Genomic DNA, 17,187 nt, shown 5'->3' on the forward strand with positions numbered 1-17,187 from the left:
TCAGCCCGCCGGGCGGCGGGTCGACTCGGGCCGGGCTGCGCGCACCGCGTCGCGGTGCGCCCGCAGTGAGTCGCTCATCCGCGCCATGAACCGGTGCACCAGCTCCAGCTCGTCGTCGCCGAACTCGGCCATCACCGAGTCGGTGCGGGCGCCCAGCGGCTGGAAGAACTGCATGGCGAGCGCGGCCCCCTGGTCGGCGTAGTGCAGCAGCACCTTGCGCCGGTCGACGGTGTCCCGGTCCCGGCGGATGTGGCCGGCTCGTTCCAGCCTGTCGATCAGGGCGGTGACCGAGCCGGAGGAGAGGTTGAGCTGCTCGCCGAGACGACCGGGGGTGATCGGGTCACCGACCAGTTCGGCGTCCATGACCGCGAGCAGCGCGTTCAGGTCGGTCGGGTTGAGCCCGTGCAGGTTGGCGAAGGCGTGGCCGACGTGCTGGGCGTCCACCGCGTACCGCCGCAGGTTGTTGGTGATTTCCCCGACCAGCTGCTCACGTCGCGTGTCGCGCCGCCGGTACATGCCGTGAGTCGCCACCTCGCGCCGCTTCTCCCCGTCGTCGGTCCCCCAGGTTGCAGCATAGAACAGCCGCCGATAATCTCGATAGACAAGATACTTGACCACCAGAAGGACCTTGAGGTCGCCTGATGTCTGTCTTCACCCGAGTCGCCCGCGGCCGCCTGGCTGCCTGGCTCACCGTGGCCGCCGCCATCGTCGTCGGCGCGGCGGTCTTCGGGCTGCCCCGCCCGGACAACCCGGCGCCGGTCTCCGCCAGCGGCCTGTCCGTGCAGTGGCAGTCGACCCAGGTGGAGCGGTTGCAGGACCAGCTCCCGTCCAGCGAGGTCCAGCCGGCCATCGTGGTGGTCAGCCGCGACGACGGCGGCGCGCTGAGCGAGGCCGACCGGGGCGCCGTCGCCGCGCGCTCCGGCGACCTGGGTCGACTCGCGGTCGGTGGGCAGGTCAGCCCGCCGCAGATCTCCCCGGACGGCACGGTGGCGCTGGTCGCCGTGCCGCTGAGCACCGCCGGCGGTCAGGACGAGGTCACCGGAAAGGTCAGCGAGGTACGCACCGCGCTGGAGACCCTGCCGGAGGGGCTCACCGTCGAGGTGACCGGCGCTCCCGCCTTCACCGCCGACCTCGCCTCGGTCTTCGACGGCGCCGACATCACCCTGCTCGCGGTGACCGCCGCCGTGGTCGCGCTGCTGTTGCTGATCACCTACCGCAGCCCGTTCCTGTGGATCGTGCCGCTGGTCGTGGTCGCCGCGACCGAACAGATCACCCTGCGCGCGGTGGACACGATCGTGCCGGCGTTCGGGATCACCCTGCAATCGGGTCAGGTCACCGGCATCGCCAGCGTGCTGGTCTTCGGCGCCGCCACCGACTACGCCCTGCTGCTCATCGCCCGCTACCGCGAGGAGCTGCGCCGCGAGGAGAACCGGTTCGCGGCGATGCGCGCCGCGCTGCGCCGGACCGCCGAGCCGATCCTGGCCAGCGGCAGCACCGTGGTGCTCGGTGTGCTCACCCTGCTGCTCAGCGAGCAGGAGACGAACCGGGCACTGGCCGTGGCCTGCGCCACCGGTGTGGTCTTCGCCATGCTCTCGGCGCTGTTCGTGCTGCCGGCCGTGCTCGTGCTCTTCGGTCGCGGCCTGTTCTGGCCGTTCGTGCCGAAGGTCGGCGGCCCCGCCCGCGAGGGCCGGCTCTGGGGTCGGCTCGGCGCCGTCGTGGAACGCCGCCCGGCGCCGGTCGCCGTGCTGGCCACCCTGCTGCTCGCCGGCCTGGCGCTGGGTGGGCTCGGGATCCGCACCGGCCTGTCCGAGACCGAGCAGTTCCGGGCCCAGCCCGAGGCGGTCACCGGGGCGCAGACCCTGGCCCGGGCGTTCCCCGCCGGCACCACCCAGCCGGTGGCCGTGCTCACCACCCCGGCCGCGGTACGGGCGGTCACCGAGGCCGCCACCGCCGTGCCCGGCGTCTCCTCGGCCCGCCCCGGAGACGCCGGCGACGCCGTCGCCCAGGTCGACGTGGTGCTGGAGGCCGAACCCGGCACCACCGCCTCCGACCGGACTATCGAGGCGCTGCGCGACGCGGTCGCCGCGGTCCCCGGCTCCGCGCCCCCCGCGGTCGACGGCGCGGACGCCCCGTCCGGGGCGATCGTCGGCGGCACCGTGGCGGCCACCTACGACTCCGACGAGGCCAACGACCGGGACCTGCGGCTGATCCTGCCGATCATCCTGCTGCTGGTCGGCGCGGTGCTCGTGCTGCTGCTGCGCGGCCTGCTCGCTCCACTGCTGCTGGTGCTCACCGTCATCGCGTCGTTCTTCGCCAGCCTCGGCGCGGCGTGGCTGCTCTTCGACCACGTGCTGGGCTTCCCGGCGCTGGACAGCGGCGTGCTGCTGCTCGCCTTCGTGTTCCTGGTGGCGCTCGGCGTGGACTACAACATCTTCCTGGTCACCCGGGCCCGGGAGGACGCCCGCAGCGCGGGCACCCGGGACGGGATGCTCTCCGCGCTGCGGGTCACCGGCGGCGTGATCACGAGCGCCGGTGTCCTGCTCGCCGCGGTCTTCGCCGTGCTCGGGGTGCTGCCACTGATCACGCTGACCCAGATCGGCGTCATCGTCTGCATCGGCGTCCTGCTGGACACCCTGCTGGTCCGCACGGTCCTCGTGCCGGCGCTGGCGTTCCTGCTCGGCGACCGGTTCTGGTGGCCGGGCCGGATCGACGCCCGGCCGGGCACCGACGCCCCGGCGCTGCCCGAGCCGGCGGCCCGCCGCGGCTGACCGGCGACGGGGATGGTGGTCACCCGGCCGCCGTCCCCGAGCGCTACGTCCTCAGTACCCCAGGCAGACGCACTCGGTCATCAGCGCCCGCACGTTGCGCACGTAGGACGGGTTGGGGATGGTTAACGGCTCGCCCTCCTGCGCCACCGCCCCGTGCCCGAAGTTGTACGCGGCGATCACCGCGTTGAGCAGGCAGGAGTTCAGCTCGGAGGTGCACAGGTCGGCGTCGAGCCGGAAGTCGGACTCGAAGTACATGTCACCGATGTACTTGGTCAGCCAGGCCAGGTAGTTGGCCCCCAGGTACGCGTTGTCCCGGTAGTCGTCGATCTCGTAGCTCTGCTCGAACCGCTGGTTCATCCACGTCGCGGTGGCCGGCATCACCTGCATCAGCCCGACCCCGCCGTCGCAGGCGTAGATGTTGGACTGCCAGCCGCTCTCCTGCCAGGCGGTCGCCTTGACCAGGTCAAGTGGGATCTTGAGCTCCGGCGCGGAGGTCGGCCAGTAGGTGCGGGCGGCCGCGTCGGTCAGCGCCGCCTTCGCCTGGGCCCGCGTCGCCTGGGTGCCCTTGTAGCTGGGCTTGCAGGAGGTCGGCGCCGGCTTCGGGGGCGCCGGCGGGACCTTGGTCTCGGTGGGCGGCTTCGCCACCGGGCGCGGCTTCGTCGCCGGGCCGGACGGGCGGGTCGGCTTCTTCGTCGGCTTCGGGGTCGGCGACGCTCTGCGGCTCGGTGCGGCGCCCATGCCGGCCACCCCGCTCACCGACGGGCTCGGCTCCGCGACGGCCTCGTCGAGCGGGGCGTCCGTCGGCGTCCCGGTGACCGCGACCGGCGCGGCCTGGCCCTGCGGGCTCTCCCCCGGGTCGGCGCAGGCGACCATCGTGCCCACCAGCAGGAGCCCGGCGATCCCCACGGCGCACACCCGGCCGGTCCGTCCACGCATGCCGTTCCTCCCCCGTGTGACCGACGTCGCACCCTAGCAAGGTTCGACCGGGCGCCGAGGCCCCTGCGGCGGCGGCCGGATTGGGTCCTGCGGCTGCTCCCGCTCCCCCACCGCCCGGTCCCGGGTGGCCCAGGCGACCATGAACACCACCGTCCAGAGAACCCCGAGCAGCACGGCCGCCGCGGTCCCGCTCGCCGTGTCCAACCCGAGGTAGAGCCGGGCGCCGCCGACCCCGAGCACCCCCGCGGTGGCGGCCGTCCAGGCGGCCACCGCTACCGGCCAGCGGGCGCCCCGGGACACCAGCCAGGCCAGGGTGCAGAAGCTCGCCGCGACCACCGCGTTCTGGGTCGGGAACGGAGCCGCCGCACCGGCGCCCGGCGACCCGGTCAGCTCGGCCACCACGGCCAGCACCAGCAGCGGCACGAACGCGCCCACCGTGCCGACGACGCTGAGCAGGTCCGCCCGCCAGGGCCGGTTCCGCCACGCCAGCACCCCTGCCACCAGCGCCACCAGAACGATCAGGACCCACCCCCGCAGCACGGACACCACGGCCAGGGTCGCCTCGGCGGCGTCCGGGGTCCGCCGGGCGGCGAACCAGCCCCCGATCGCCCCGTCCAGCGCGGACAGCCCGCTGTTGCGTACCACCACGGACAGCAGGGCGGCGATGGCGAGCCCGGCGGCGAAGAGCAGCAGCAGCCCGGCGGCGAGGTTGAGCAGCAGCGTCCAGGCCGGCCCGATCCGCATGGCCACCAGGAAGAACAGCACCCCGTAGCGGGCGCTGAGCCAGCGCACCGGCGGCAGCGCGCCGGCCCGGGACAGCAGCGCCCGGACCGGGTCGGGGTTACGGCCCAGCCACCGGCCGGCGAGCACCACCCCCAACAGGCCGGCCAGCAGCACCAGCACCGCGCCGGTGGCCCGGCCGAGCAACCGGGAGACCGTGTCGTACGACTCACCGGCGACGTGACCGAGCAGCACCGAGCCGCCCACCCAGGTCACCACGCCGGCCAGGTTCCACGGCGCGAACCGCCGGTACGGCATGCCGGCCGCGCCGGCCAGCCGGGGCACCAGGGTGCGGGCGAAGGCCACCCAGCGGGCGGCGAACACCCCCCGGCCACCGAGCCGGGCGAGCATGGCGTCGGCCCGGCCCCACCGCTCGGGCCCGACCCGGTGGCCCAGCCCGGCACGCAGCCGCGAGCCGTACCGCCGGCCGGCGCGGAACGCCAGCGCGTCACCGGCCACCGCGGCGGCGATCATCGCCAGCAACGCCGGGCCGAGCCGCAAGGTACCGTTGTAGGTGAGGAAGCCGACGAGCAGCAGGGTAGCCTCACCCGGCACGAGCAGGCCGAAGATCACCGCGGTCTCGCCCGCCACGATCAGCGCGGCGACCAGGTAGATCCACAGGGTGGGCAGACCCTGCAACATGGTCAGCAGATCGTGCACTCAGGCCCCCGGGACACGGGAGCCAGCATGCCAGCCGGGGGAACGACCCGGACAGCAGTTTCACCAGAGATCAGGGGCACCTGGGGGTGACCCCGACGCGGCCTGCGCGAGCGCAGGCGGAAGGATAGAGGGTATGCAGCTTCGCACCGACCTCCGCAACGTCGCCATCATCGCTCACGTCGACCACGGCAAGACCACCCTGGTCGACGCCATGTTGCGGCAGGCCGGCGCGTACGGCGCACGAGGCGAGACGACCGAGCGGGTGATGGACTCCGGGGACCTGGAACGGGAGAAGGGCATCACCATCCTGGCCAAGAACACCGGCGTGCGCTACCTGCCGGCGGATGGCTCGGACCCGGTCACCATCAACATCATCGACACCCCCGGTCACGCCGACTTCGGTGGTGAGGTGGAGCGCGGCCTGACCATGGTCGACGGGGTCGTGCTGCTGGTCGACGCCAGCGAGGGCCCGCTGCCGCAGACCCGCTTCGTGCTGCGCAAGGCCCTGCGGGCCCGGATGCCGATCATCCTGGTGATCAACAAGGTGGACCGCCCCGACGCCCGGATCAAGGAGGTCGTGGACGACACCTACGAGCTCTTCCTCGACCTGGACGCCGACGAGGAGCAGATCGACTTCCCGATCGTCTACGCCTGCGCCCGCGACGGCATCGCCTCGCTGACCCAGCCCGCCGACGGCTCCGTGCCGGACGACAGCAGCTCCCTGGAGCCGCTGTTCCGCACCCTGCTGGACACCATCCCGGCGCCCGCGTACGAGGACGGCGCGCCGCTGCAGGCGCACGTCACCAACCTCGACGCCTCGCCGTTCCTCGGCCGCCTGGCGCTGTGCCGGGTCCGTCAGGGCACCATCAGCAAGGGCCAGACGGTGGCCTGGTGCCGCACCGACGGCAGCACCCAGCGGGTCCGCATCTCCGAGATGCTGATGACCGAGGGCCTGGAGCGCAAGCCGGCCGAGACCGCCGGCCCGGGCGACATCATCGCCGTCGCCGGCATCTCCGAGATCATGATCGGTGAGACCCTCGCCGACGCGGAGAACCCGGTGGCGCTGCCGCTGATCACCGTCGACGAGCCGGCCATCTCGATGACCATCGGCACCAACACCTCGCCGCTGGTCGGCCGGGTCAAGGGCTCCAAGGTCACCGCCCGGATGGTCAAGGACCGGCTCGACAAGGAGCTGATCGGCAACGTCTCGCTGCGGGTGCTGCCCACCGAGCGGCCGGACGCCTGGGAGGTGCAGGGCCGCGGCGAGCTGGCGCTGGCCATCCTGGTCGAGCAGATGCGCCGGGAGAGCTACGAGCTGACCGTCGGCAAGCCGCAGGTCGTCACCCGCGAGATCGACGGCAAGACCTGCGAGCCGGTCGAGCGGCTGACCATCGACGCGCCCGAGGAGTACCTGGGCGCGATCACCCAGCTGCTGGCCACCCGCAAGGGCCGGATGGAGCAGCTGGTCAACCACGGCACCGGCTGGATCCGGATGGAGTGGCTGGTCCCGGCCCGCGGCCTGATCGGCTTCCGTACCGAGTTCCTGACCGACACCCGGGGCACCGGCATCCTGCACCACGTCTTCGAGTCCTACGAGCCGTGGTTCGGCGAGCTGCGTACCCGCAACAACGGTTCGCTGGTCGCCGACCGGGCCGGCGCGGTCACCGCCTTCGCGATGATCAACCTGCAGGAGCGCGGCCAGCTCTTCGTCGAGCCGACCACCGAGGTGTACGAGGGCATGATCGTCGGGGAGAACTCCCGCTCCGACGACATGGACGTCAACATCACCAAGGAGAAGAAGCTCACCAACATGCGGGCGTCGACCTCCGACGAGACCGAGAAGCTGATCCCGCCGCGCAAGCTGTCGCTGGAGCAGGCGCTCGAGTTCTGCCGCGAGGACGAGTGCGTCGAGGTCACCCCGACCGCGGTGCGCATCCGCAAGGTCGTGCTCGACCAGCAGCTGCGCGGTCGGGCCGCCGCCCGCCGCAAGCACGCCGGCTGACCCCACCAGCACCCGGCACCGGGCGCGTCGACCGCTTGCGGTCGGCGCGCCCGCCCGCTTTCCGGCGGGGGTACGCGGGCCAGCCCGGCCAGCCGGCCGATGATCCGCTACGGTCACCGGCATGACCTGGGATGATCTCGACGCCCACCTGGACCGGGTGCCCGGCACCGTCTCGGCGTACGTGGGCCGCCTGGACGCGCCGCCGACCTGGACCCGCCACGCCGACGCCACCCACTACGCCGCCAGCACCATGAAGGCGGCGGTGCTCGCCGCGCTGCACCGCGCCGCCGAGGCCGGCACGCTGGAGCTGGACGCCCCGGTCCCGGTGGCCAACGAGTTCGACTCGGCCCAGCCCGGCGCGCCCCGCTTCTCATGCGCGCAGCACTACGACAACGACGACGCGGTCTGGGACCGGGTGGGCGGCACCGCGCCGCTGCGCTGGCTTGCCGACCGGATGATCGTGCGGTCCAGCAACCTGGCCACCAACCTGGTCATCGGCCACGTCGGGCTGCCCGCGGTGGCCGAGGTGTGGGCGCTGGCCGGGGCCCGGCACAGCGTCACGGGCCGCGGCATCGAGGACTTCGCCGCCCGCGAGGCGGGCATCACCAACCTGGTCACCGCCCACGACCTGGCCGTGCTGCTCGGCGCGCTGGCCACCGGTGCCGCCAGCCCCGGCCCGCTCGCCTCGCCGGCCGGCTGCGCGGCCATGCTGGACGTGCTGCTCGCCCAGGAGCACCGCGAGGACCTGGCCGCCGGCCTGCCCGAGGGCACCCGGATCGCACACAAGAACGGGTGGGTACGCGGCGTCCGGCACGGCGCCGGGGTGGTCCTGCCCGACGACGCCCCGCCGTACGTGATCACCGTCTGCACCACCACCGACCTGGCCGACGGCGGCGCGAGCGGCGAGGAGGTCGAGGACGATGCCTGCCTGCTGATCGCCCACATCTCGGCGCAGGTCTGGGCGGCCCGCCACCAGCTCTGACCCGACACCTCCGGGCCGGCCGGAATCACTCCAGCAGTTGCGCCCGCAGCGCCGTGAGGGTCTCGTCGGTCAGCCCGAGCCCGTCGCGCAGGTAGCGGTCGAACGAGCCGTGCACCCGGCGCACCTCCTCGTAGCCGGCGTCCAGATACTCGGGGCGGACCTCCAGCACGGGAAGCACCGCGTCGACGTCCAGCTCGGGCTGACGGCGCCGCATCGCCTCGACGATCACCGCGCGCAGGCTGTCCGTCAGCGCGTTGTTGCGCAGATACTCGGCGCGAATCGCGGCCTCGTCCACCCCGAGCGCGGTCAGCAGGACGACGGTGAGCCAGCCGGTGCGGTCCTTGCCGGCGGAGCAGTGGTAGATCAGCGGCAGGTTCTCGCGCCGGGCGGCCAGCCGCACGGCCTCGGCGAAGCCGACCCGCGCCGACTCGCCGGTCACGAACCACCGGTAGATCGCGGCCATCGCCGCCGCCGTGCCCTGCCGGGCCAGCTCCGCGTACGCGTCGAGGTCGTGGCCGAGCAGCACCGCCGACACGTACGTGAAGACCGGGTGCTCCGGGTCGTGCACCGGCAGGTGCACCACCCGGGGCTCGCCGACCAGCCGGTCCGTCGGGGCCACCGCGATCTCCGAGCCGTCCCGCAGGTCGATCACGCAGGCCGGGCCCAGCTTCGCGAGCACCGGCAGGTCCTCGTCGGTGAGCCGGCCCAGCGCCGGGGTACGGATCACCAGCCCGGGCCGCACCCGCCGGCCGTCGGCGCCGACGAGGCCGCCCAGGTCACGCGCGTTCGGCGCGCCGACCATCTCCCAGTCCCGCCCGGCCATCCGGTCTCCCCTCCCGTCACGTGCCTGCGTATAGGGTGCCGCATATGACGATCTCGGCGGTACGCACCCACCGGGTTTCCGCCCCCTTACACACCCCGTTCGTCACCGCGCTGCGACGCACCACCACTGTGGACACGCTGGTCGTCGAACTGGTCGACGCCGACGGCCGGTCCGGCTTCGGCGAGGCGCCGCAGGTCTGGCAGGTCACCGGCGCGTCGGTCGGTGGCGCCCAGGCGTGCGTGCGGGAGCTGCTCGGGCCGCTGCTCACCGGACGCGACCCGGACGACCTGGTGGCCCGCTGCGCCGAGGTGCAACGCGCGGTCGTCGGCAACGAGGCGGCGAAGGCAGCGGTGGACGTCGCCCTGCACGACCTGGCGGCGCGGCGGTTGGGCGTACCCCTGGTGCGGTTGCTCGGCGGCACCACCCTGCGGGTGCCGACGGACGTCACGCTGGCCGCGGGCGACGCGGCGGATCTGGCGGCGGCCGCGCGGCAGCGGCAGGCCGACGGCTTCGGCGTGCTCAAGCTCAAGGTCGGCACCGACGCGGTCGGCGACCTGGACCGGGTCCGGGCGGTCCGCTCGGCGGTCGGCCCCGGGGTCCGGATCCGGCTCGACGCCAACCAGGGCTGGACGCCCCGGGAGGCGGTACGGGTCATCCGCGGCATCGAGGACGCCGGCCTCGACGTGGAGCTGGTGGAGCAGCCGGTGGCCCGCTGGGACCTGGACGGGTTGGCGTGGGTCAGCGACCGGGTGTCGGTGCCGATCCTGGCCGACGAGGCGGTCTTCGGGGTCCGTGACCTGGTGGAGGTGATCCGTCGACGGGCCGCCGACCTGGTCAACGTCAAGCTGGCCAAGTGTGGCGGGCTCCAGCCGGCACGCACCCTGCTGGAGCTGGCCGCCGCCCACGGGCTCGGCACGGTGGTCGGGTCGATGATGGAGACCCAGGTCGGCATCGGCGCGGCGGCGAGCCTGGTCGGCGCGTACGGCACTACCGCCGTCGCCGACCTGGACGCCGCCTGGTGGCTGGCCTGGTCACCGGTGCACGGCGGACTCCGCTACGAGGGGCCCACCGTGGTGCTGCCGGACGCTCCCGGCCTGGGCATTTCGGGCCTGGCTGAAGTAAAGGTGCAGCCCCGCAGTTGATGATCGTTGGTTTCTTTCATAAGGTTCGAGGGGACAGCGGACACCAGCTGGGGGTTGACGTGGAGCTGCAGCCGGGCCGCGAGGCCGTCGTCCGGGTCGCGGTGGCGACGCTGTGGACCTCCCCCGAGGCGGTCCGCCCGGTGGACCGGCCGGCGCTGACAGCGCGCGCCGACATCCCGACCTGGGTCTCCGGCCTGGACACCGACCAACAGGTCGGCGACTGCGTGCTGAGCCAGTTGCTGCTCGGCGAGCGGGTGCTCGTCAGCGAGCTGCGCCCGGACGGCTGGGCGCGGGTGGTCGCCGTCGAGCAACCGGCCGCCAAACTGGACCCGCGCGGCTACCCGGGCTGGTTGCCCGCCGACCAGCTGGTCCCCGTCGACCCGACCGTCACCGGCCACCCCCTCGTGGTGGACGCCACGGTCACCGGGCTCCGCGCCGCGCCGAACGGGCCGGTGGTGCTGCCCGGCGTGGTCGTCGGCACCCGACTCGTCCCGGCCGGTCCGGCGCGCGACGGTTGGCAACCGGTGCACGTCCCCGGTCAGGCCGCGCCGCTCTGGATGCCCGACGGTCAGCTCACCTCCGCGCCGGTCGAGCCGCCGGACGCCGCCGACGCGCTCGCGGTGGCGCAGCGACTGCTGCACGTGGCCTACGTCTGGGGCGGGCTCTCCGCGTACGGCATCGACTGCTCGGGGCTGGTGCACCTGGCGTGGCGCCGATTCGGGGTGCTGCTGCCCCGCGACGCCGACGACCAGGCCCAGGTGACCACTCCCCTGCCGCTGGGCGAGGAGCGCCCCGGCGACCTCTACTTCTTCGCCCGCCCCGGCCGGAAGATCCATCACATCGGCATCGTCACCGCCGTCCCCGGCGACCAGGAGGACCGGCGGATGCTGCACGCCTGCTACCGGCGGCGGCGGGTGGTGGAGGAGCCGCTGCCGGCCGACCGCACCGCCACCCTGGTCGGCGCGCACCGGGTCTGACCGGCCGGGTGCGTTCCCGCACCCGGCCGGCGGCGGCTCAGCGTCGAGCCTCGGCCAGCTCGCGGCGTCGGTCCCGGGAGGACTTCACCAGGCTGGCGATCGTGGCGACCAGCAGGGTGCCGAGGATGACCAGCAGGGAGAGCCAGATGGGGATGTGCGGCGCCCACCCCACGTGCTCCCCGCCGTTGATGAACGGCAGGTTGTTGTCGGCCAGCGCCTCCAGCACCAGCTTGACCCCGATGAACCCGAGCACCACGGCCAGCCCGTAGCTCAGGTAGATCAGCCGGTCCAGCAGGCCACCGAGCAGGAAGTAGAGCTGACGCAGGCCCATCAGCGCGAAGACGTTCGCGGTGAAGACCAGGTACGGCTCCTGGGTGATACCGAAGATCGCCGGGATCGAGTCCAGAGCGAAGATCAGGTCGGTGGTGCCGATGGCGATCATGACGATCAGCATCGGGGTGAAGAGCCGTCGACCGGCCGAGTGGGTGGTGAGCTTCGCGCCGTCGTAGTCCTTCGAGATCGGCAGCGCCTTGCGGCTCCACCGGATCAGCAGGTTCTCCGAGAACTCGTCCTCGTCCGGCTCACCCTGCCGGGCCAGGTTGACCGCCGTGTAGATCAGGAACGCGCCGAAGATGTAGAAGACCCAGGAAAACTGCGAGATCAGCGCGGCGCCGGCGGCGATGAACCCACCACGCATCACCAACGCCAGCACGATGCCGACCAGCAGCACCTTCTGCTGGTACTGCCGGGGCACCCCGAAGCGGGCCATGATGATCACGAAGACGAAGAGATTGTCCACCGAGAGGCTGTACTCGGTGAGCCAGCCGGTGTAGAACTGCCCGGCCACGCTCGCCCCGGAGGTCAGCCAGAGACCGGCGCCGAAGATCAGGGCCAGGCCGACGTAGAAGGCGACCCAGAGGCTCGATTCGCGCACACTCGGCTCGTGCGGGCGCCGACCGATGATCAACAGGTCGACGAGCAGAACCGCAGTCAGTGCGACGAGGGTCCCCGCCCACACCAATCCGGACACGTCCAACGTTCATTCCTCCGGCAGACACGCGGCGTCGGGCACACCGTACGCCCCCTGAAGGGCCGGTGTGCCGCTGACGCTCACTCTGGTGACTGTCGGAGGTCTCTTCCGCCACCTGCCCGCGAGCGGGAAGGCGACCGACGGGCCGGGTCGGGCAGCCGAGATTCCGGCGATCGACCGTGCTGACGACTCCGTCGCGAGGGAATACTCCCCTCCTCGATGACCATTCTCCCCCACCACGCCGTGTGATCGCACCCCGGGCAACCGGTGTCTCCGGCCACCCGCCCGCCGGGAATACCGTCCGACACACCCTCTTGCGTGTCCTAGGAGGCTAGTGCGTGTCGGGTTAGACGAGCGGGCCGGCAGACCCCACGGCACGGCCCGGCCGACCCGTCGTGGGAGGCTTTCCGACATGGTGCTTGAGGTCGCGCTGATCGACGTACTGCCCGGACACGAGGACGCGTTCGCCGCCGCGTACGCCCAGGGCCACCCGGTGCTCGCCGGGACGCCCGGCTGCCGCTCGGTGCGGATGACCCGGGGCATCGAGTCCCCGACCCGGTTCGTGCTGCTGGTCGAGTGGGACTCGGTCGAGGCGCACGAGGAGAACTTCCGGGCAAGCGAGCGGTTCGACCAGTGGCGGGCGCTGATCGGGCCGCACTTCGCCGGGCCGCCCCTCGTGGAGCACTTCATCGACGTACCGGCCTGAGCCGAGCTGTCGTGCCGCGCGGTTATCGTGCCCGCCGCACGCGCCGGCCGCCGGTCCCGACGGGCTCGGGGGCGCCGGGCCCGGTGGCCGCGCCGTGCCCTCATTCGCCGACGCGGCGGGCCAACGCGGTGACCGTCTCCTCCGGTGACAGCGCGGCGGCCAGCAGCGCCTCGGTCATCCGCTCGTACCGGTCGACGTCGAGCGCCGTGGCCAACCGCACGTCGGTGGTCAACGCCTCCAGCATCACCGTCCGCGGATCAGCCGGGTCGGGAAAGGCATAGCAGGAGTACGGGGTGAGCGGGTGCAGCCCGTCGCCGGCCACGCCGCGGGGCAGCAGCCGCACCGTCACGTGGGCCAGCCCGCTCACGGCCACCAGGTGCCGCAACTGCTCACGCCAGACCGGGTCCGGCAGGTCACCCGGGTCGCAGGCCGCCTCGGCCAGCACCGCCGTGTAGCGCGGTGGGTCCGCCCGGCGCAGCACCTCCTGGCGCAGCGCCCGGGCGCGCACCTCGCCCTCCACGTCCACGTCCGGCGTGAGCAGCGCGCCGGCGGCGACCCGCAACCGGGCGTACGCCGGTGTCTGGAGCAGCCCCGGCACGACCGCCGGCTGGTACTCGACGATGTGGGCGGCACCCGTCTCCAGCTCGGCGTAGGTGCGTTGCCGCTCGCTCATCTCGCCGAGCGTCTTCCACCAGCCGCGGCTGGTCGCCGCGTCCCGGGCGATCACGATCAGCGCGTCCCGGGTCGGCGTCGGCACCTGGTAGACGTCCAGCAGGTCCAGGACGTCGGCGAGGTCCGGACGGCTCTGGCCCAGCTCGATGCGGGACAGCTTCGACGTCGAGGCCCAGCCCAGCCGGTCGCAGACCTGCTCGAGGGTCAGCGCCTCGCGCCGGCGCAACTGGCGCAGCTCGGTGCCGAGCCGCACACGTCGAATGACAGGACTTGTTGGCAACGGCATCCCCGCCTCCCCATCGAGGGAGACTACGCAGGACGATCACCCAGTGCAATAGTTTGCTCGCGCACCGCAACCGACCCGGTCGACCGGTCGACCGAGCAGACCTGCCCGCACCTGCCGTTTCGTCCGCCAGCGACCGGCGCCGTCCGGTGTGGACCCGGCGCGGTCAGGGCCGGTACGTGCCGAAGGTCCAGAGGGTGCCGGCCAGGTCGCGGGCCGCCTCCCGACGGACCAGCGGCAGGTCAGCTCGCTCCCGGTAGCCGACGTACCGGTCGACGAACGGGCGCAGCCTGGCCTCGGGCAGCCCGAGGACCACCTCGTCGAGAGGTGCCACCGCCGTCAACCCGACCGCCCTCCCGCGCCCGGCCGGTTACGCCCGAGCGCCCTCGCCGCGCCTAGCCGGTCACGCCCGAGCGCGCGGAGCGTGACCGCCGGGATCGTGTCACTTCACGCCGGCGGCGTCCATGCCGCGCAGCTCCTTCTTCAGGTCGGCGACCTCGTCGCGAATGCGGGCCGCCAGCTCGAACTGCAGCTCGCGTGCGGCGGCCAGCATCTGGTCGTTGAGCTCCTGGATGAGCTGGGCGAGGTCGGCACGGGCCATCCCCTCCCGGGACGGGGTGGCGGCGGTGGCCCGACTCCGGCTGCGGGTCTCCTTGACCGGCGCCTTGCCCCGGGAGAGCTGACGCACCGCGCCTCCGACCCGGGAGTTCTCGGTGTCCTCCGCTTCGCGGTAGATGTCGTCCAGAATGTCGTGGATCTTCTTGCGCAGTGGCTCCGGGCTGATCCCGTGTGCCTCGTTGTGCGCGATCTGCTTGGCGCGACGCCGGTCGGTCTCGTCGATCGCGGCGGCCATCGACGGCGTGATCTTGTCGGCGTACATGTGCACCTGGCCGGAGACGTTACGGGCGGCCCGGCCGATCGTCTGGATCAGGGACCGACCGCTGCGCAGGAAGCCCTCCTTGTCGGCGTCGAGGATCGCCACCAGCGACACCTCGGGCAGGTCCAGACCCTCGCGGAGCAGGTTGATGCCGACCAGCACGTCGTACTCGCCCTTGCGCAGCTCGCGCAGCAGCTCCACCCGGCGCAGCGTGTCGACCTCCGAGTGCAGGTAGCGCACCCGGATGCCGTTCTCCAGCAGGTAGTCCGACAGGTCCTCGGCCATCTTCTTGGTCAGCGTGGTGACCAGCACCCGCTCGTCCCGCTCGGTGCGCAGCTTGATCTCGTGCATCAGGTCGTCGATCTGGCCCTTGGTCGGCTTGATCACGACCTCCGGGTCGATCAGCCCGGTCGGGCGGATGACCTGCTCGACGAACTCGCCCTGGGCCTGCTCCAGCTCCCACGGGCCGGGGGTCGCCGAGAGGTAGACCGTCTGGCCGACCCGCTCCAGGAACTCGTCGAAGCGCAGCGGCCGGTTGTCGGCGGCGCTGGGCAGCCGGAAGCCGTGGTCGATGAGCATCCGCTTACGCGAGGCGTCGCCCTCGTACATGCTGCCGATCTGCGGGATCGTCACGTGCGACTCGTCGACGACGGTGAGGAAGTCGTCCGGGAAGTAGTCGAGCAGGCAGTGCGGCGGGCTGCCGGGCAGCCGCCCGTCCATGTGCATCGAGTAGTTCTCGATGCCGGAGCAGAAGCCCACCTGCCGCATCATCTCGATGTCGTAGGTGGTGCGCATCCGCAGTCGCTGCGCCTCCAGCAGCTTGCCCTGCCGCTCCAGCTCGGCCAGCCGCTCGGCCAGCTCAACCTCGATGTCGCGGATGGCCCGCTCCATCCGCTCGGGGCCGGCCGCGTAGTGCGTGGCCGGGAAGATCACCAGCTGGTCGACCTCGCGGACCACGTCACCGGTCAACGGGTTGAGGTAGTAGAGCTTCTCCACCTCGTCGCCGAACATCTCGACGCGGACGGCCAGCTCCTCGTACGCCGGAATGATCTCCAGCGTGTCGCCGCGGACCCGGAAGGTGCCCCGCTGGAACGCCATGTCGTTGCGCGTGTACTGGATGTCGACCAGCCGGCGCAGCAGCTTGTCGCGGTCGAGCTCCTGGCCGACCTCGACCCGGACCGCCCGGTCGAGGTACTCCTCCGGGGTGCCGAGGCCGTAGATCGCCGACACGGTCGCCACCACGATCACGTCGCGGCGGGTGAGCAGCGACATCGTCGCCGAGTGCCGCAGCCGCTCGACCTCCTCGTTGATCGAGGAGTCCTTCTCGATGTAGGTGTCGGTCTGCGGGATGTACGCCTCGGGCTGGTAGTAGTCGTAGTACGAGACGAAGTATTCGACCGCGTTGTGCGGCAGCAGCTCGCTGAACTCCTTGGCCAGCTGCGCGCAGAGCGTCTTGTTCGGGGCGAGCACCAGGGTCGGGCGCTGCAGCCGCTCGATCAGCCACGCGGTGGTGGCGCTCTTGCCGGTGCCGGTCGCGCCGAGCAGCACCGTGTTGCGGTCGCCACGCCGAACGCGACGCTCAAGATCGTCGATCGCGGCGGGCTGGTCGCCGGCCGGCTGGAAGTCACTGACGACCTGGAAGCGGCTGTCAAGCCGGGGAATGTCGAGCGCCATGACATCAACGGTACGCCGGAGGTCCGACAGGAAAGGCCGTCACGGCGGTCACGTGATCAGCTTCAATATTCCCATTGTGTGGCACATGTCACCGACGCTAGGCTCTCGCTGTAGGCCGCTCGCGGCGGCCGACCGGGCCGGTGGCCCAGGCCGTCATCTCGGCCGGCCGCCCCCGGCACTGCGGTCGCAGCACCCGGCTTGTCCGGCGTGCGCACCCGGGTGGTCGCGCTCGAAGCGCAGACCGGCCGCCGCGAGCGCCCCTGCTCGTTCCGGCGATGCCACCCCATCGGTTCGTCACCCCGGTGCGGCCCGGCCCGTTTCACATCCGTGGACACCTCTCCGAACGCGACGCGCGACACCGGCAGAACGTCCCGGTCCGGCGGCACGTCCCGACCCGGCAGCACGTCCCGGCCCGGCAGCTCGTCCCGGTCCGGCGGCACGTCCCGGCCCGGCGGGGCCGCCGACCCGGCCGCCGGCACCACCGGCCCGGCCCGAGCCGGTCGTCGCCGCCGAACCGTGCTCCTGCTGCTGGGCCTGACCGCCGTCACGTCCGCGACCGCGCTCGTGATCGGGCTGTTGAGCTGGGCGCCCGACCCGCCGGAGCCGGCCCGGCCGCTGACCGTGGCCGAGGGCGAGCGACTGGCCGCGATGCGGGTCACCAACCTGCGGGACCTGCGCGCCGGGGTGCGCGTCACGGTCGGCGCCGGCGCCGCCCGTACCGAACTTGTGGGCTGGGTGGACTGGTCGCGGCCGCTGCTCTACCTCGACGTGGGTGGGCCGGGCGCGGGCGCCGAGCGGGGCCTGTTGCAGAGCGTCGGCCCGTTGCTGGTGATCCGGCCCGACCCGTCGGCGGTGCCCACTCCCGCCGCGCCGCC

Annotated in this window: 14 protein-coding genes and 1 pseudogene; 7 read left to right on the forward strand and 8 right to left on the reverse strand. The window is 72.6% G+C overall.

The genetic code is table 11. The features are described from left to right. Positions 1-516, reverse strand: a complete 516-nt coding sequence (locus tag EAD98_RS02625) for a MarR family winged helix-turn-helix transcriptional regulator (protein ID WP_121652485.1) — start codon at positions 514-516, stop codon at positions 1-3. A 125-nt stretch (positions 517-641) separates the two neighbouring features. Between EAD98_RS02625 and EAD98_RS02630 the strand changes: the two genes are divergently transcribed. Continuing rightward, positions 642-2,768: an efflux RND transporter permease subunit gene (locus EAD98_RS02630; RefSeq protein WP_121652486.1), complete on the forward strand. Its 2,127-nt coding sequence runs from the start codon at positions 642-644 to the stop codon at positions 2,766-2,768. Between the two features lie 51 nt (positions 2,769-2,819). Here the strand turns inward: EAD98_RS02630 and EAD98_RS02635 are convergent, their stop codons facing one another. Together EAD98_RS02635 and EAD98_RS02640 are read right to left on the reverse strand one after the other, a co-directional pair. Further along, complete coding sequence (locus EAD98_RS02635; protein WP_121652487.1) at positions 2,820-3,704, reverse strand: transglycosylase SLT domain-containing protein; 885 nt, start codon at positions 3,702-3,704, stop codon at positions 2,820-2,822. A 33-nt stretch (positions 3,705-3,737) separates the two neighbouring features. Continuing rightward, the gene (locus tag EAD98_RS02640; RefSeq protein ID WP_121652488.1) at positions 3,738-5,144 is read right to left on the reverse strand and encodes a DedA family protein; all 1,407 of its coding nucleotides are present in this window, start codon (positions 5,142-5,144) and stop codon (positions 3,738-3,740) included. 133 nt (positions 5,145-5,277) lie between these two features. On the opposite strand from EAD98_RS02640, the gene typA reads away from it, so the two are divergent. Together typA and EAD98_RS02650 are read left to right on the forward strand one after the other, a co-directional pair. Further along, positions 5,278-7,146: a translational GTPase TypA gene (gene typA, locus EAD98_RS02645; RefSeq protein ID WP_121652489.1), complete on the forward strand. Its 1,869-nt coding sequence runs from the start codon at positions 5,278-5,280 to the stop codon at positions 7,144-7,146. Positions 7,147-7,267: 121 nt separating this feature from the next. Then, complete coding sequence (locus tag EAD98_RS02650; protein ID WP_121652490.1) at positions 7,268-8,128, forward strand: serine hydrolase; 861 nt, start codon at positions 7,268-7,270, stop codon at positions 8,126-8,128. A 25-nt stretch (positions 8,129-8,153) separates the two neighbouring features. On the opposite strand, the gene EAD98_RS02655 is transcribed toward EAD98_RS02650, so the two are convergent. Continuing rightward, positions 8,154-8,951, reverse strand: a complete 798-nt coding sequence (locus EAD98_RS02655; RefSeq protein WP_121652491.1) for a tyrosine-protein phosphatase — start codon at positions 8,949-8,951, stop codon at positions 8,154-8,156. A 44-nt stretch (positions 8,952-8,995) separates the two neighbouring features. Between EAD98_RS02655 and EAD98_RS02660 the strand changes: the two genes are divergently transcribed. Together EAD98_RS02660 and EAD98_RS02665 are read left to right on the forward strand one after the other, a co-directional pair. Then, positions 8,996-10,093 carry a mandelate racemase/muconate lactonizing enzyme family protein gene (locus EAD98_RS02660; RefSeq protein WP_121652492.1) on the forward strand — a complete coding sequence of 366 codons (1,098 nt, stop codon included), beginning with the start codon at positions 8,996-8,998 and terminating at the stop codon, positions 10,091-10,093. A 59-nt stretch (positions 10,094-10,152) separates the two neighbouring features. Then, positions 10,153-11,070, forward strand: coding sequence for an NlpC/P60 family protein (locus tag EAD98_RS02665; protein WP_121652493.1), 918 nt, complete (start codon positions 10,153-10,155; stop codon positions 11,068-11,070). A 37-nt stretch (positions 11,071-11,107) separates the two neighbouring features. Here the strand turns inward: EAD98_RS02665 and EAD98_RS02670 are convergent, their stop codons facing one another. Continuing rightward, entirely contained in the window at positions 11,108-12,106 is a 999-nt protein-coding gene (locus tag EAD98_RS02670; RefSeq protein ID WP_121652494.1) for a TerC family protein, read from the reverse strand. A 406-nt stretch (positions 12,107-12,512) separates the two neighbouring features. Here EAD98_RS02670 and EAD98_RS02675 point away from each other — a divergent pair, with 406 nt between their 5' ends. Continuing rightward, positions 12,513-12,806, forward strand: coding sequence for an antibiotic biosynthesis monooxygenase (locus tag EAD98_RS02675; protein WP_121652495.1), 294 nt, complete (start codon positions 12,513-12,515; stop codon positions 12,804-12,806). A gap of 100 nt (positions 12,807-12,906) precedes the next feature. Here EAD98_RS02675 and EAD98_RS02680 read toward each other — a convergent pair whose 3' ends face one another. From EAD98_RS02680 to uvrB, 3 genes are all read right to left on the reverse strand, one after another. Beyond that, positions 12,907-13,764 (reverse strand): helix-turn-helix transcriptional regulator, encoded by an 858-nt coding sequence (locus EAD98_RS02680; RefSeq protein ID WP_121652496.1) that lies wholly within the window; start codon positions 13,762-13,764, stop codon positions 12,907-12,909. 163 nt (positions 13,765-13,927) lie between these two features. Next, the gene (locus EAD98_RS30855) at positions 13,928-14,095 is read right to left on the reverse strand and encodes a hypothetical protein (protein WP_158609762.1); all 168 of its coding nucleotides are present in this window, start codon (positions 14,093-14,095) and stop codon (positions 13,928-13,930) included. Between the two features lie 108 nt (positions 14,096-14,203). Continuing rightward, positions 14,204-16,312 (reverse strand): excinuclease ABC subunit UvrB, encoded by a 2,109-nt coding sequence (uvrB, locus tag EAD98_RS02685; RefSeq protein ID WP_121652497.1) that lies wholly within the window; start codon positions 16,310-16,312, stop codon positions 14,204-14,206. A 327-nt stretch (positions 16,313-16,639) separates the two neighbouring features. Between uvrB and EAD98_RS31430 the strand changes: the two are divergent. Beyond that, positions 16,640-17,187: pseudogene (locus EAD98_RS31430) on the forward strand (hypothetical protein); the annotation flags it as partial.

Source organism: Micromonospora sp. CV4 (genome assembly GCF_003667455.1).
Classification (GTDB): domain Bacteria; phylum Actinomycetota; class Actinomycetes; order Mycobacteriales; family Micromonosporaceae; genus Micromonospora.

Coding starts and splice junctions, on each gene's coding strand:
- EAD98_RS02625 (WP_121652485.1), bottom strand. CDS start 516: ATGTACCGGCGGCGCGACACGCGACGTGAGCAGCTGGTCGGGGAAATC.
- EAD98_RS02630 (WP_121652486.1), top strand. CDS start 642: ATGTCTGTCTTCACCCGAGTCGCCCGCGGCCGCCTGGCTGCCTGGCTC.
- EAD98_RS02635 (WP_121652487.1), bottom strand. CDS start 3,704: ATGCGTGGACGGACCGGCCGGGTGTGCGCCGTGGGGATCGCCGGGCTC.
- typA (WP_121652489.1), top strand. CDS start 5,278: ATGCAGCTTCGCACCGACCTCCGCAACGTCGCCATCATCGCTCACGTC.
- EAD98_RS02650 (WP_121652490.1), top strand. CDS start 7,268: ATGACCTGGGATGATCTCGACGCCCACCTGGACCGGGTGCCCGGCACC.
- EAD98_RS02655 (WP_121652491.1), bottom strand. CDS start 8,951: ATGGCCGGGCGGGACTGGGAGATGGTCGGCGCGCCGAACGCGCGTGAC.
- EAD98_RS02660 (WP_121652492.1), top strand. CDS start 8,996: ATGACGATCTCGGCGGTACGCACCCACCGGGTTTCCGCCCCCTTACAC.
- EAD98_RS02675 (WP_121652495.1), top strand. CDS start 12,513: ATGGTGCTTGAGGTCGCGCTGATCGACGTACTGCCCGGACACGAGGAC.
- EAD98_RS02680 (WP_121652496.1), bottom strand. CDS start 13,764: ATGCCGTTGCCAACAAGTCCTGTCATTCGACGTGTGCGGCTCGGCACC.
- uvrB (WP_121652497.1), bottom strand. CDS start 16,312: ATGGCGCTCGACATTCCCCGGCTTGACAGCCGCTTCCAGGTCGTCAGT.